Raw genomic sequence first — 15,081 nt, 5'->3', positions numbered from 1 at the left:
ATAGATATCCAAATGAATAATCAAACTTATAAATGGAATATACATGCATCATTGAGAAATTATAATCGCAACACTACACTAGAAATTAGATACATATTTGTGCAAGCGGCATATGAAATTAAGCTGTGATGGTTATTAGTGGAAGGTTGTTCCACTTTCTGCTTGTCATAAATTTACTTTAGGAACATGCAGAAATGGGGGCATCCTTCCACTTAGAACCCATCCAGCGAAAATTTCATTAGTCCGCTGGAATAAATATGTGTTTAATTTCGGTACGTTCTGCATATATCTAATTCTTGCTTTGGATATATCTATATGATTCAAAATATAAGTTAAATCTTATTCATTAGATTCATAATTAGTTATTTCTTTAATTGTATTATCTTCATTCATAAAAACTACTTTTGGCTTATAGGTTTTTGCCTCGTCCTCAGTCATTTGAGCATAAGCAATTATTATTACTTTATCTTCAGGTTGTACTAGTCTTGCTGCAGCGCCATTTAAACAAATGACTCCAGAATCTCTTTTACCTGAAATTACATAGGTTTCAAGTCTTGCCCCATTATTTACATCAACGATTTGAACTTTTTCATTTTCAAGTATGCCTGCTGCCTCCATTAATGTTTTATCTATTGTAATACTTCCTACATAATTTAACTCAGCTTGTGTTACTGTTGCTCTGTGTATTTTTCCTTTTAACATAGTTAATATCATTTTTTATTCCCCCTTGTATAATGCATTTAGTAAGTATAATTTTTAACTCTTCCCTCTTATTTCCCATATAAATTTATCTAATTATGTTTATTTACTATATTATTTAGTTCTTCATTATAGCATAGCTACTCTTTTTAGAGGTTAAATTAAGTTCTTAATTGCAGCATAGCTGCTTTTTTAATATGTGTATATTTCAAAGATAAAATTATCAATTAATCTAGTTTTGCCTATATAAACTGCAATTGGAATTAATATATTTTTTTCTATAATTTCAACATTTTCTAAAGATTCATTATCAACTATTTCTACATAGTCAATTTTAGCTAAAGGCTCTTTATTGATTTCTTCCATCATAATTTCTTTAATTTTTGAAGCGCTTCTTTCACCTTTATTTAATAGATTCTTTGCTATATTTAAACTTCTACTTAATACTGATGCCGCTTTTCTTTCTTCAACTGAAAGATAAGTATTTCTTGAACTTTTTGCTAGTCCATCTTCTTCACGAATTATTGGACACGCTATTATATCAACATCTATGTTTAAATCTCTTACCATTCTCTTTATGACAGCTACTTGTTGAGCATCTTTTTGTCCAAAATAAGCTTTATCTGGAGTTACTATATTTAATAATTTAGACACAACTAAACAAACGCCATCAAAATGCCCAGGTCTTTTTGCACCACAAAGTACACTTGTAAGTTTTGAAACACTTATGCTAGTTGATCTATTATTAAAATACATTTCGTTAGGCTCAGGATTAAAGACAACATTAGCTCCAACCATCATGCAAAGTTCTAAATCTTTTTTGATATCTCTTGGATAACTGTCATAATCTTCATTAGGACCAAATTGAGTGGGGTTAACAAATACACTCACAATGACTTTATCATTTTCTTCTACAGCTTTTTTTATTAGACTTTGGTGGCCCTCATGTAATGCTCCCATGGTTGGAACAAACCCAATGGAAAAACCTTCTTTCTTCCATGACTTAACTAGATTTTTAAGTTCTTTAATTTCTTTTATTAACATTTGGCATCTCCTCTTTCCTCTCAAATATAAAGAAAATTACAAGTTTGACTGTGAATATCACATATGTTTTTTTGTTTTATTAATATAACTTACTTAGTTCGTTTTCATCAATTTTAAAGGTATGCTTTATCTCTGGGAATAATCCTTCTTGAACTTCATTAACATAAGAGTTTATTGCATTGCGCATGATTTCACCTATATTGGCATATTGCTTTACGAATTTAGGTACAAAATCATTAAACATTCCTAGCATATCCTGATACACTAATATTTGACCATCACAATACTTACCTGCTCCAATTCCGATTGTAGGAATTGAAACTGACTTTGTAATGATTTCAGCAACTTTTTCTGGAATTCCCTCTAGGACAATTGAAAAGACACCAGCCTTCTCTAAATTAACAGCATCTTCAATAAGCTTCTTAGCTGCGATTTCACTTTTTCCTTGAACTTTAAAACCTCCAAAAGCATTTATGGATTGAGGGGTTAAACCTAAATGTCCCATCACTGGAATTTGAGCATCTACAATGGCTTTGATTTGAGGCATAACATTAGCTCCACCTTCAAGCTTTACTGCATTAGCTCCTCCTTCTTTAACTAATCTTCCTGCATTTGAAACAGCCTGCTCTACAGATATATGATATGATAAAAACGGCATATCACTTACAATAAGTGCATTTTTTGTGCCTCTTTTAACAGCTTTTGTATGATAGATAATTTCATCTATAGTAACAGCTAAAGTATCTTCTTCACCTTTAATTACCATGCCCAATGAATCACCTATTAATATTCCATTAACATTACTTTCATCAATAATTTTAGCCATAGAGTAATCATATGCTGTAAGCATGCTCAATTTTCTTCCTTGTTCCTTAGCTTCCTTAAATGTCAAAACTGTATTTTTCATTAATTTACTCCTTCTAAAATATTATATATTTCCAAGTGTTTACTAGATTTAGTGATTAAATTAGTAATCGCCATTTCTTCATTAGAGGAATCGTTATTTACATCTAATGAGATATTCCCAGCTTTAGTTTCTTTAAATGCCATAATTTTTAATAAATTAATTGATAATCTTTTATAAAGCTCTTGATCTTGATTATCTAAAACAGATAGATGTTTTTTGACTGTAGATAGATCTCCCCTTACAATAGGACCAGTCAAGGAATTTGAAAAACCTTTATCACATATGCTGTCTATATTACCTTTTATTAATGGTTTTAGAGCATTTAAAGCATCTTCCTCATTTAAGCCTAGTTTCATCAGATAATTTGTTCCTATATCTAATAAAGACAATGTAAGATTAGAAACAAGAACATTGGCCAAATGATAAATAGAAGAGTCAATTTTGTTCCTAATAAAATATCTATTTCCTATTTCATTAAATAGTTTTATAATTGGTGAATTTTCAATAATATCACCTTCTATAGAAAAATAAATATTTTCTAAAGCTGTTAAGTTTGTATTTTTACTTGAAAATGCGAATATGGGATGTACAGAATAGATTAATGCACCAGAATTTTTTGCATTATATAATACATTTGATTGTAATGAACCACTAGCGTGGCAAATAGATTTGTCTTTTAAATCAAATTTTGATAATTCATTATCTATGATTGAAATTGAGTCATCAGGAGTTGTTATAAATAAAATATTACTTTCCTTGATAAGTTCGTGTATGTTTTTATAAAATTTTGATTTAGTAGCATGTGCAGCAGCTTTGGCAGTATTTTCATTTCTTCCATAAAAACCGCTTAGTTGCATTCCTTTATGAGTAAAGTAGCGTCCTAAACTTACGCCTACCTTCCCAGGACCAATAAATCCAATTTTAATAGTATCACCTCCATAAATGTGATACAACATCCTAATTTTAATCTCATTCATATAGATATGAGTTATATTATAAGTATTAATGCTTTTCTGTTTGGTGTAATTCATCTTCGATACTACCCACAGATATTCTATCACTATGTTATGATTTTAACAATATAAATTTATAGAAAGTGTGCCATTTAAAACTAGTATTTTAAATAAAAATAATAAGAAGACAAGCATCTATTGTAACTGTCTTCTTATTAATTAAATTATTTCTATTGCATTCCTGGCATAGATGACATATTTGACATTGAATTAATTATCTCTGGATTTACCATACCAAAGATCATTGCAATATGAGCAACAACTAGAAAACCACCAATAAGAATAAAGTGAATCTTAGTCTTTTGGTTCTCTGTTTTATTTTTAAATATTACACCAAGTTCCATTAATGCAATTGGTAAAACAAATACTACTCCACTTAAGTAAAAACCAACAGCTACTACATCTACCCATGTATGCCATCCCCCACTTGTTGTAAGTGGAATAACTGCATTAAAAAGTAGATAAATAAAAATACCTGTGAAATAAAATCCATCAAATATACCTACGATTTTATTAAGAGTTCTTAAACCACCTGATCGAGACTTATTAAAGATTATGAAAAATTCTGTAATAGTAAGAGTCTCAGCACATATTACAGGTATAGCCATAAAGATAATTAAATTCCAAGGTTGATTTTCTGCCAATAAGGACATGTAATGAGTCATGTTCATAATAAATACCTCCATATCATTGATATATTATATATTATCAAAAGAATATGAAGATATTATGAAGATAAAATCGGTTATTTTAACGATACTGCATAGATATTGGTTAATTATTTCATATTTGTCCTTAAAAAGCTACATAATTTCTTCAACTGACAATACATTTTCAATAGTATGAAGCTTTAAAATGTATTCAGAATGTTCTATTTTATCTGCCAATGTTAAAGTCATTGTAAGCCCAATAGTATGTTTATCCATTTCATTTGACTTCTTAACTTCTATATTAGAAACTTTAGTCCCATCAGATTTTACTACATCAAGAAAGCTCTCAACTCCAGTTATATGCTTGATTTCAACATATACATCTAATATTCTAGAATGATTCCTTGAATACAAATCTAACTTGTGAAGCACTGTAAATACTCCAAACAAGAAGACACATGATATTAAAGCTCCTTCATAAAATCCAATTCCTATTGCAAGCCCCATGCATGCACAAGACCAAAGTCCAGCGGCTGTTGTAAGTCCTTTAACTTCACGATGGCCAACAACAATAGTACCCACTCCTAAAAATCCAATACCACTTATTACCTGTGCACCCATTCTGCTTGCATCTGTACTTATCTTAAGTATATCTGTCATATATTGGCTTGTTATCATAACCATAGCGGCACCAATACAAACTAAGATATGTGTCCTAAAACCAGCAGGTCTTTTTTTCCTTCCTCTTTCTGCCCCAAGAATACCTCCACAGATTGTAGCCAAGGTAAGTCTTAAAATTATAGATACTGTGTTAACCTCTCTTAAATATTCTAATAAATTCTCTATTGTTTTTCCCTCCTGTAACTATAAAATGATGCGATATTTAAGTTCCAATTAAAATATACTACAAAATTTGTTCAAAATTAAATATTTCCATTGTAAATCAATATTCGGTGATAATTATTGAATATTTAACATTGATAATTTCAATATATATATAATTTATTTACATTTAATTATAGTGTGCAATTTTTTTCTTCTTTTTAAATTTGTAACAATCGTAATCTATTTAATTCTTATCCTGGTTAAATAAATTTATAATTTCATCTTCTTTTAAGGTATTTATAAAAGTACCTACTGATAAATCGTCACCAAGAACTTTGTTAATCAGTTCTCGCTTTGAATCTTGAAGTTCCATTATTTTTTCCTCTATAGTTCCTTCAGCAATCAGCTTAATTACTTCGACTATATTTTTTTGGCCAATTCTATGAGCTCTGTCTGTTGCTTGATCTTCAACTGCTGGATTCCACCAAGGATCAAAATGTATTACTATATCAGCACTAGTTAAATTTAAACCAGTTCCGCCAGCTTTTAAGGATACAAGAAATACTGGATTTTCTCCATTATTAAATTCATCAACCATTTTCATTCTATTTATTGAAGATACTGCTCCATCTAAATAAGAATATAAAAAATGTTTCTCACTTAAAATTTTACCTATATTTTTTAATACTGAAGTAAATTGAGAAAATACTAATATTTTATGTCCTTCCTCAATACTTTGTTCTAATAGTTCTATAAGTGCATCTATTTTACCACTAGCCCCAGAATAATTGTCCATGGTAACTGAAGGATCTAAACATATTTGACGAAGTTTTGTGATATAAGATAAAATTTCAATTTTACTTTTTGCAAACTCAAAATCATCAACCTTCTTTTGAATTAAATCTCTAGCATAATTTGAATAAGTTTCATATACAACTTTTTGTTCATCACTTAATGGAACAAAAAGTCGTTTTTCAATTTTATCTGGTAATTCTTTAATTACATCCTTCTTATATCGTCTAAGAATAAATGGTTTTGTAAGCCTGTTTAATTCTTCTAGAATTTCTGGACCCTCTTCGAGTCTTCTAAAGTATCTGGTAACAAATTTTTTTTCGTTATATAAATATCCTGGCATAATAAAATCAAATATTGACCAAAGTTCCATTAATGAATTTTCTATTGGAGTACCAGTAAGTGCAAATTTAATTTTAGCTTTTATGTCTTTAACTGATTTAGCACTTAGAGAACTTTGATTTTTTATATTTTGTGCTTCATCTAAAATACAATAATCAAATTCCATATTGTATAACTCTAAATCACGTCTTAAGAGATTGTAGGTAGTTAAAATTACATCAAACTTGTCGTATTTCTCAATTAATTTTTCTCTTTCTTCTCTAACGCCATTAGATATACCTATTTTTAAAGATGGAGCAAATTTCTTGAATTCATTTTTCCAATTATAAATCAAAGAAGTTGGAGCTATAATTAAAGTCTTTGAGTTTGGTTTAGATAGCAGAAAAGTAATAGCTTGAAGGGTTTTACCAAGTCCCATTTCGTCTCCAAGTATTCCTCCAAAACCCAGATAATCTAAAGTTCTAAACCAATTATACCCGTCTTTTTGATATTCTCTAAGCTGAGCTTGTAAACCATATGGTGGTTGAAACACTTTATCTTTGATATTTTTCAGTCTACTCTTTAATTCCTTAATTTCCTCACAGGTTTCAATAAATCTTAATTCTTTATCTTCAAGATAATCTTCAAAATATGCTCCTTTGCTTGAAGGAATTTGTATTAAATTGTTGTTTAATTCTTCTTCTAAGAGCAAATTATCCATAAGAACAAGTACTTCTTTTAAAGCTTCTTCTTCTAAATCTAAAAATTCTCCATTTTCAAGTTTATAGTATTTTAAATTATCTCTAAAACTTCTTAGGATTTTTGCAGTTTCTTCTTGAGATATGTCTGAGAGCTTAAATTCAAATTCAAAATAATTGAACTTACCTTTTCTAACTTCTCCCTTAAAATCTGATTTCTTAATATCTTTTATACCTTTAAATCTTTCAGAATAGAATACTTCACCATATTTTTGTAGTTTTTCTATATCGTATTTAAAAAATCTGAAGATTTCTTCATCATCTTTCATAAAATATAGTCTTTCATTTATTTCCTCAAATCCAAGGCTTTTTAATGTTGCTAAGACTTCATATTCCTTATGCGTATCTCTGTAAATTATTTTATCAGTAACTTCATCAAAGTAATTAAACTCATATCCTTCATAAGAAACTTTATATAATAAAGATATTTCCTTGTCCTTATCAAAATAAAATCTAAAACTAACAGGACCAATTATAATTTTATTTCTAATATCTTTTGAAAGAGTTAAATCTTTTGATACTTTTTGAATAGCTGGTATCAATTCTTTTAAAATTTTAGTTTCTTTATTTTTATTGAAACTTATTTTTGGTGTACCATTAAATATTTTTAAATAAGGAGATAATCTTTCACATTGTTCTATAGATGGAATATAAATTGAAGTACCATATAAAAACACATCTTCATTTTGAGTTAAGATTTCAGGGATTCCACTATTAGCTTCTAAAACTATAACATCTTTTTTGCTTGTTAATGCAAAAGAAATAGGTAAATCCCCATATATTATATCAGTTTCTAAAATTCTATAAAAAAATCCATCTCCGAGGAAAACTCTATTTTTTTTAATGATTGTCAAAAATTCTTTAAACATAATATCAGGAATAGTCAAAGTCTTTCCATCAATTAATTTATCTTGTGATCGTCTGAAGTTTCTATCTCTATCAGCCATATTTTTGATATTATTCATGAATTTAATCAATCTGTTATCTTCAGCATTGAAGCTTTGAGTTTTAATATCAAAGGTAAAATCTTTACCATATTTTATTGGCACCTTATTATAGTGAGCTACTAAAAATTGATTAATATCTTTTACTATATACATTTTGTTGCTTTGGTTTTTTAAACCTATTTTAAATTCCGCTTGAAGCTTTGAAGACCAATTATTCTTATTAATAATTACTTCAAATTTCAATTTTTCTTTTTGAGAATCTCCTATAAGTAAAGACAATAAATCATTATTAGACTCTTCTTTAAAAGAAGTTCTCGTATCCTTTTGTTTAAAAATGTTAGTTATTTTATTTCTCAACTCATCATCGTCATCTAATTCTCTTAGAAAGGTATAAAATGTTGCTACTAAATGCTTACAGCAATAATTATCTTTTTTAAATTCATTTTTTTCAAAATCCAGGCAACTACAGTAACTTCCAATAACTTCTTTTGTTATATTATCAAATTCTAGTTTACATGAATATTCACTTAGAAGGCTTTCTGAAACTACAATTGAATTGATTTTAATAGAATCTCTATCTACATCAACTTTAAGGTCTCTTAATAAATCATTTTTTATTACCCTTTGACCTTTAGTAAGAGTTAAATTTGTTATGTTTTTATTGAAACCCTCTAGTAAAATTTGTTTTATCAATTATATCACCTGCATTTTTACTTCCTAATTTCTTTAATATTTTTTATTAAGTCTACACTAATATATTGAGATTTTGATACTCCCTTTCTAAAATATCGTATCTGTTTATACTTTCTGCCTTCAAGTTCTATATCTAAAATATCAATACGTTCTCCTTGAAATATAGTTGGTTCAATTTTTCCTTTTAAAAATACATGTACTTCCATTTATTTACCTCTAATTATTATTTTTGAATTCTTCAATTGCTTCAGCAATTTCATTTAAATATTCCCAACGTTCATATTTAAACTCTAATTCTTTTTGAATAACATCTTTTTCTTTAATTAACTCATTAAGTTTGCCGTAGTTTGAAGAGTTTTTTGACATTTCAGTTTCTAGTGTTTTAATTTTTTCTTCCAACTTTAAAATGTCATCATCTATTGTTTCATATTCTTTTTGTTCTTTAAAGGTAAACTTTGGTTTGTTATCTTTAGTTTTTTCTTTTGAGTTTTTGATTCTGTCATCTTTTGTTTCACCTGTATTTTTACTGGTAGTTATATCAGAAGCTTTTTCTATTTCCTTTGAAATTAAAAAATCACTATAATTACCATGATATTCTTTTATATATCCATTTCCTTCATAAGAAAATATTTTAGTACAAACTCTATCTAAGAAATATCTATCATGGGATACAACAACTATTACTCCCATAAATTTATCTAAAAAGTCTTCTAGTATCTTTAAAGTCTCTATATCTAAATCGTTAGTAGGCTCATCTAATATTAAAAAGTTTGGAGATTCCATTAAAATTCTAAGTAAATGCAGTCTACGTTTTTCTCCTCCAGATAGTTTCCCAATAGGAGTATATTGCATTGTACTATCAAAAAGGAATCTTTCACACATAGTTGAAGCAGAAATTTTTGTACCATCTTCAACTGGTATAAATTCGCCACCCTCCCTAACATAATCAATTACTCTTAAGGTTGGTTCCATATGATTATTATCTTGTGAAAAACAGCTTATCTTTACTGTATCTCCAATTTCAATTGTTCCATTGTCAGCGGCAAGGTTTCCTCTCAATATATTAACTAACGTTGTTTTACCGGCACCATTTTCACCTACTACTCCAATTCTATCGTCTCTTAAAAATATATAATTAAAATCTTTAATTAATGTTTTATCTCCAAAGGATTTGCTTATATTATATAATTCAACAACTTTTTTACCAAGACGAGACCCAACAAGGGAAATATCCACATCTTCTTGTCTCTTCATACTTTCAGTATTAACAAGTTCATCAAATCTTTGGAGTCTGGCTTTTTGTTTTGTAGTTCTTGCTTTTGCTCCTCTACGTACCCATTTTAACTCATTTCTAATTAAAGCATTTCTTTTATCTTCTTGAACTTGCTCAACTTCTAGTCTTTCAATTTTCTTTTCAAGAAAAGCTGTATAATTTCCAGGATATGAATATAAATTTCCTCTATCTAATTCTATAATTTTATTAGTTACTCTATCTAGAAAATACCTATCATGAGTAATCATTAATAAAGCACCTTTTCTAGAATTTAAGTACTCTTCAAGCCATTCAATAGAATCTGAATCTAAATGGTTTGTAGGTTCATCTAAAATTAGCAAATGGCATGGAGTTATTAGTGAGCATGCAAGAGCTATTCGCTTTTTTTGACCGCCAGATAAATTTCCAACTTTTTGAGAAAAATCTTTTATTCCAAGCTTAGTTAATATAGTCTTTGCTTCACTTTCCATATCCCATAAATTTAAAGAGTCAATTTCACTTTGAACTTTAATGAGTTCCTTATTAAGTAAATCAAATTCTTCTCCCTTTGAAGACTTAATTTTATCTAATAATTCCTCGTATTTTTTTAGGAGTTTCATTTCTTTAGTATCGCCTTTAAATACTTGTTCTAATACTGTTGCATTTTCATGAAATACTGGATCTTGATCAAGAAATTCAATTCTCACATTCTTCCCTTTTATAATATTTCCTTCAAAAAATTCTTCACGTCCTGATACAACCTTTAAAAAAGTGGATTTTCCTGCTCCATTTATACCAATTAAACCAACTTTATCTCCATCACTTATTCCAAGAGAAATATTGTTTAATAAAATTTTATCACTATAACTTTTGGTTATATTTTCTAAAGTAATTATGTTCATTAGTCTTAATCTCCTTCGTGTAAGTATATACATTATATTTTAACATAGTAAACTCTTTATCCCTAGCATTTATATCTAGAAAAATATTTTTAGGTATTTTCAATAATTAAAAGGAGCAGTGGCACTATATACTCATCTGCTCCTTGCTATTAATTTAAGTTATTAATTAAATCTTTAATTTCTCTATAACTCTTCTTTTCATTACCTGCTTTTTCAAGCTCAATATATTCTGGTTTTATTATTGAATAATATTTGCAATCAACAAATACACCTAAATTATTTTTTACTATTTTCCGTAAAATACCTTCATATACAAAATTGCATTTCTTCAAAACCATTCCTGAAGCTAAATTGTTAATATGCCTTCTAGCTGTAATTCTATAGAAATTAATTTCCATAAAGGCAAAATCAAGTACAGTATTTAATACTTCTGTCATAATTCCTTTATTCCAAAACTCTTTACCTATACAAAATCCTACTTCACAGTTTTCGTTAAAGTTATCAAGATTCATAAGATTAATACTTCCAATTACGCTACCAGTAGACTTATCTTCTATTGCCCAATTATAATATTCTAAGCTTTGATAAGCAGTTTTCCAAATTGAAATTACAACTTTAGTTTTATTAATGCTATCATGCTTTTCCCACGTAAGATATTTTGTAACCTCCTTATCAGAAGCCCAATTATAATACATATCAAAGATATCATAAACTCTAAATGGCCTTAATATAAATTTAGTAGTTTCAATAATTTGTGTACCTTTATGATTTAACATTAAAGTTCTCCTAATATCACCATTTTATTTTTTCATAATTACAATATGAGTTTACTTTTTGCTAAAAACAAATTTTTATATTATATTATCGTAATATTATAATAACTTTTAATAGCAATTACAACATATTTTTCTTCAAATATTAATATAATACACTATAAATTATTATAATTTTTTAAAAAAATTCAGAATACAATTAGCAAAATATTCAGAATATTATTGACAAATATATTCATTTTTGAATATAATTAATACAAATCAAATATGCTTCGTTGATAAGGAGAAGTACATATATTTTTGAAATAAAGAGAGAGAATGGTTGGTGGAAATTCTCATGATTTATATATGGAAAGTAGCCTTGGAGAATTTAATAGAAATCATTTTGAGAGTAGAATTAAACGGAATGTCTACCGTTATAAAGACAATGATATAAGCTTTTGCTTGTATCATAATTAAAGAGTGTATTTAATATACAAAATTAGGTGGTACCGCGGTGAGTTGCTCTTCGTCCTAAATGTCTAGGATGAGGAGCTTTTTTTATTTTAAAGATGTTACAAAAGCCAATTATTTATACTTAAAGAGTTCCAAAGATATCATATGTAACTAAAAATTCCATGGTTACCCAAAATCAATGATGAATAGATTATAAAGTTAAGGAGTGATTTTTTTGAAATATAGTGGTGCGGAAATTGTTATAAAACTTTTAGAAAATGAAGGTGTAGAATATATTGCAGGAATTCCAGGTGGATTTAATCTTCCATTATATGATGCTTTATATAAAAGTAAAATCAAACATATATTAGCGCGACATGAACAAGGCGCGGGCTTTATTGCACAAGGAATTTCAAGAAGTACTAATAAGGTGGGCGTATGTTTTGCAACATCTGGACCTGGAGCAACTAACCTATTAACAGCTATTGCAGATGCAAAACTTGATTCAATCCCATTAGTTGCTATAACTGGTCAAGTACCATTATCAGCAATTGGTACAGATGCTTTTCAAGAAGTTGATGCATATGGATTAACTATTCCAATAACAAAACATAATTTTTTAATTAGAGATATTAATGATTTATTTACTGTAATTAAGGAAGCTTTTAAAATAGCTTTAGATGGAAGACCAGGACCTGTATTAATTGATATTCCTAAAAATATTCAGACACAAATCATTGAAGTAGAAGATTTCTCTAACGAAACTCAACAACTTGATGGCTTGTGTGAGCGAAAAAATTTAAAAGGCTCTACTCTATTTTGTATGGCTGAATTAATTAATAAGTCTAGGAAACCAATTATTTATGCTGGTGGAGGTGTTATTAATTCTAATGCTTCAAACAATTTATATGAATTAGCTAAAAAGGGTAATATTCCTGTTGCTTTAAGTCTTATGGGATTAGATGCGTATCCTAGTAATGATGAATTAAGTCTTGGAATGATTGGAATGCATGGAGCTCCTTATACTAATTATTTGTTTAATGAAGCTGACTTAATTTTAGCTCTAGGTGTAAGATTTGATGATCGTGCAACAGGAAATATTGAAAAATTTTGCCCTAATGCTTCTATAATTCACATTGATATAGATCCGTCAGAAATTAATAAAGTTAAATCAAGCAGTTTATCAATGGTTGCAAATATTAAAGATTTCTTAGAAGATATTTTGCCTGAAATTGAGGACAAATCAAGGCGTGGTTGGATTGAAAGGGTTAAGTGTTTTAAAGAAAAATATCCGTTACCTTCTTATGACAATGATTTACATCCAGCAAATATAATACCTTATATTGGTATTAAGGTTCCTAGAGATACAATTATTGCCACAGATGTAGGACAACATCAAATGTGGGTTGCACAAAGATATCCATTCAGTTCTCCGAGAACCCTTCTAACATCTAGTGGCTTAGGTACTATGGGATTTGGTCTTCCAGTTGCTATAGGCGCAGCCTTGATGAATACAGATAAAACCATACTTTGCTTTAGTGGTGATGGTTCTATATTAATGAATATTCAAGAACTTGCTACCTTAGCAGATTTAGATTTAAATGTAAAAATAATAATTTTAAATAACCATCACTTAGGATTAGTTCGTCAGCAGCAACAGCTTATTTATAATGAACATTATATTGCATCAAGTTTTATTTCAAATCCGGATTTTAAAATTATTGCAGAAGGTTTTGGAATAAATTCATGTGATTTGGCTAGTGAAACAAATCCTTTAGAAAAATTAGGAGAAATTTTAGAAGCTAAAGGACCTTGGTTAATAAATATTCCAATTAATGAAACAGAAAATATTCTTCCAATGGTTCCCCCAGGAAAATCAAATATTGAAATGATCGGTGGTGTAAAATTTAATGATTAACACTAATTCTTATTTAATTGAATTACATGTTAGAAACCATGCTGGAGTGATGAGTCATATTACAGGCTTATTTGCTAGACGTGCTTTTAACCTTGAAGGAATATTATGTGCTCAAATTGGTGATGGTTCAACTAGTAAAATGTATTTATTAGTAAAAAATGATTTTGTATTAGATCAAATTATAAAGCAACTTGAAAAACTTTATGATGTCCTTGATGTAACTCTTCATCAAGATTATGATCAATCTGTATTTGAAAATCTTGATAAAGTTTTGAAATTAAATACAAATGGTGATAATTTATAATTAACGAGGGAGCACATTTCTTACACTTCTGCCACAGCATTGTAACATTGTTGTGAACTTTATAGAATAAAATTAAATTTGTTGAGGTAAAGCATTATTATTTCCCCTATAAACAAAAAGATAACACATACTCCCCTAAGTATGTGTTATCTTTTGTGTTATTTAATAAAAAATTGAATTTTGAGTTTCTTATGCTTACATTTTCATAAACTTCCAAGAGTTTTCCATTTGCTTTTGCACTTTATCAAATTGCGAATCTATTTTGTCATTCATCTTATTTATCCAATTATCGAATTCTATTTCTTGTTTGTCATACTCATTTAAGAATTCTTCATAATTAGTTGTAAAATTAGGAATCCCAGTATTGGATAGTGTGACAGCTGGAGCTGTTGTTACATCGATTGGAAAAGTTACTGCAGAACATGTGGTACTGTTAAAAGTAACACTAACGCCTGCTCCAGTAGTATTGTTGATATAATATATGATAAAATTACCATCAACATTATTATTATTATTATTAGAATAAAAGGTATAGCTATTACAGCCTGAATTATATGTTATATCTTTATTCGGATAAAAATTGAGCCAATCGAGTCCAGCTTGTTTTTGTAAAGTTGGAATAGAAGTCTCTTTTTCAATATAATTTGAGTTAAAGCTATTATTAGGTTTTGATTCGGCTTTAGCACTAGTAGGTAACGCCATAAGTATACTAGTAAAAGCCATTGCTAAAGCTATTGATTTTAATTTCATACGCTACACTTCCTTTTACATATTTTTCAACAATATTATACCACTTTTTTGGAAATTTAGAATAGGTATCCGGTTTATTAACAAATTTATAACAATTT

Annotated in this window: 13 protein-coding genes and 1 other annotated feature; of the genes, 2 read left to right on the top strand and 11 right to left on the bottom strand. The window is 28.3% G+C overall.

Annotated elements, in window-relative coordinates; genetic code table 11:
* Positions 1–339 precede the first annotated feature (339 nt).
* The 10 genes from panD to CSPA_RS15585 form a co-directional block, all read right to left on the bottom strand.
* Entirely contained in the window at positions 340–714 is a 375-nt protein-coding gene (panD, locus tag CSPA_RS15630; RefSeq protein ID WP_015393294.1) for an aspartate 1-decarboxylase, read from the bottom strand.
* Between the two features lie 177 nt (positions 715–891).
* A complete protein-coding gene (gene panC, locus CSPA_RS15625) occupies positions 892–1,743 on the bottom strand; it encodes a pantoate--beta-alanine ligase (RefSeq protein ID WP_015393293.1) in 852 nt (283 codons plus the stop codon).
* Between the two features lie 79 nt (positions 1,744–1,822).
* Positions 1,823–2,650: a 3-methyl-2-oxobutanoate hydroxymethyltransferase gene (gene panB, locus CSPA_RS15620; protein WP_015393292.1), complete on the bottom strand. Its 828-nt coding sequence runs from the start codon at positions 2,648–2,650 to the stop codon at positions 1,823–1,825.
* Positions 2,650–3,627: a Rossmann-like and DUF2520 domain-containing protein gene (locus CSPA_RS15615; RefSeq protein WP_241393391.1), complete on the bottom strand. Its 978-nt coding sequence runs from the start codon at positions 3,625–3,627 to the stop codon at positions 2,650–2,652. The genes panB and CSPA_RS15615 overlap by 1 nt, the downstream gene beginning before the upstream one ends.
* Before the next feature lie 206 nt (positions 3,628–3,833).
* Positions 3,834–4,334: a DUF6803 family protein gene (locus tag CSPA_RS15610; protein WP_015393290.1), complete on the bottom strand. Its 501-nt coding sequence runs from the start codon at positions 4,332–4,334 to the stop codon at positions 3,834–3,836.
* 132 nt (positions 4,335–4,466) lie between these two features.
* Complete coding sequence (locus tag CSPA_RS15605) at positions 4,467–5,159, bottom strand: MgtC/SapB family protein (protein ID WP_026106380.1); 693 nt, start codon at positions 5,157–5,159, stop codon at positions 4,467–4,469.
* 223 nt (positions 5,160–5,382) lie between these two features.
* On the bottom strand, positions 5,383–8,649 hold the full coding sequence (locus tag CSPA_RS15600) for a DEAD/DEAH box helicase (protein ID WP_015393288.1): 3,267 nt from the start codon (positions 8,647–8,649) through the stop codon (positions 5,383–5,385).
* 17 nt (positions 8,650–8,666) lie between these two features.
* A complete protein-coding gene (locus CSPA_RS15595; RefSeq protein ID WP_015393287.1) occupies positions 8,667–8,855 on the bottom strand; it encodes a hypothetical protein in 189 nt (62 codons plus the stop codon).
* Between the two features lie 10 nt (positions 8,856–8,865).
* Entirely contained in the window at positions 8,866–10,803 is a 1,938-nt protein-coding gene (locus CSPA_RS15590; protein ID WP_015393286.1) for an ABC-F family ATP-binding cassette domain-containing protein, read from the bottom strand.
* A 149-nt stretch (positions 10,804–10,952) separates the two neighbouring features.
* Positions 10,953–11,579 (bottom strand): GNAT family N-acetyltransferase, encoded by a 627-nt coding sequence (locus CSPA_RS15585; protein ID WP_015393285.1) that lies wholly within the window; start codon positions 11,577–11,579, stop codon positions 10,953–10,955.
* A 263-nt stretch (positions 11,580–11,842) separates the two neighbouring features.
* Positions 11,843–12,095: a binding site (T-box leader), on the top strand.
* 151 nt (positions 12,096–12,246) lie between these two features.
* Between CSPA_RS15585 and ilvB the strand changes: the two genes are divergently transcribed.
* Positions 12,247–13,929 (top strand): biosynthetic-type acetolactate synthase large subunit, encoded by a 1,683-nt coding sequence (gene ilvB, locus CSPA_RS15580; RefSeq protein WP_015393283.1) that lies wholly within the window; start codon positions 12,247–12,249, stop codon positions 13,927–13,929.
* A complete protein-coding gene (locus CSPA_RS15575) occupies positions 13,922–14,233 on the top strand; it encodes an ACT domain-containing protein (protein WP_015393282.1) in 312 nt (103 codons plus the stop codon). Before ilvB ends, CSPA_RS15575 begins: the two co-directional genes overlap by 8 nt.
* A 195-nt stretch (positions 14,234–14,428) precedes the next feature.
* Here CSPA_RS15575 and CSPA_RS15570 read toward each other — a convergent pair whose 3' ends face one another.
* Positions 14,429–14,983 carry a hypothetical protein gene (locus CSPA_RS15570; RefSeq protein WP_015393281.1) on the bottom strand — a complete coding sequence of 185 codons (555 nt, stop codon included), beginning with the start codon at positions 14,981–14,983 and terminating at the stop codon, positions 14,429–14,431.
* Positions 14,984–15,081 lie beyond the last annotated feature (98 nt).

Origin of the sequence: Clostridium saccharoperbutylacetonicum N1-4(HMT) (assembly GCF_000340885.1) — a bacterium.
GTDB classification, from domain to species: domain Bacteria; phylum Bacillota; class Clostridia; order Clostridiales; family Clostridiaceae; genus Clostridium; species Clostridium saccharoperbutylacetonicum.
Note: the sequence above shows the minus strand (reverse complement) of the source record. Positions and strands in the feature narration are given on the sequence as shown.

Coding starts and splice junctions, on each gene's coding strand:
- panD (WP_015393294.1), bottom strand. CDS start 714: ATGATATTAACTATGTTAAAAGGAAAAATACACAGAGCAACAGTAACA.
- panC (WP_015393293.1), bottom strand. CDS start 1,743: ATGTTAATAAAAGAAATTAAAGAACTTAAAAATCTAGTTAAGTCATGG.
- panB (WP_015393292.1), bottom strand. CDS start 2,650: ATGAAAAATACAGTTTTGACATTTAAGGAAGCTAAGGAACAAGGAAGA.
- CSPA_RS15615 (WP_241393391.1), bottom strand. CDS start 3,627: ATGAATGAGATTAAAATTAGGATGTTGTATCACATTTATGGAGGTGAT.
- CSPA_RS15610 (WP_015393290.1), bottom strand. CDS start 4,334: ATGAACATGACTCATTACATGTCCTTATTGGCAGAAAATCAACCTTGG.
- CSPA_RS15595 (WP_015393287.1), bottom strand. CDS start 8,855: ATGGAAGTACATGTATTTTTAAAAGGAAAAATTGAACCAACTATATTT.
- CSPA_RS15590 (WP_015393286.1), bottom strand. CDS start 10,803: ATGAACATAATTACTTTAGAAAATATAACCAAAAGTTATAGTGATAAA.
- CSPA_RS15585 (WP_015393285.1), bottom strand. CDS start 11,579: ATGTTAAATCATAAAGGTACACAAATTATTGAAACTACTAAATTTATA.
- CSPA_RS15575 (WP_015393282.1), top strand. CDS start 13,922: ATGATTAACACTAATTCTTATTTAATTGAATTACATGTTAGAAACCAT.
- CSPA_RS15570 (WP_015393281.1), bottom strand. CDS start 14,983: ATGAAATTAAAATCAATAGCTTTAGCAATGGCTTTTACTAGTATACTT.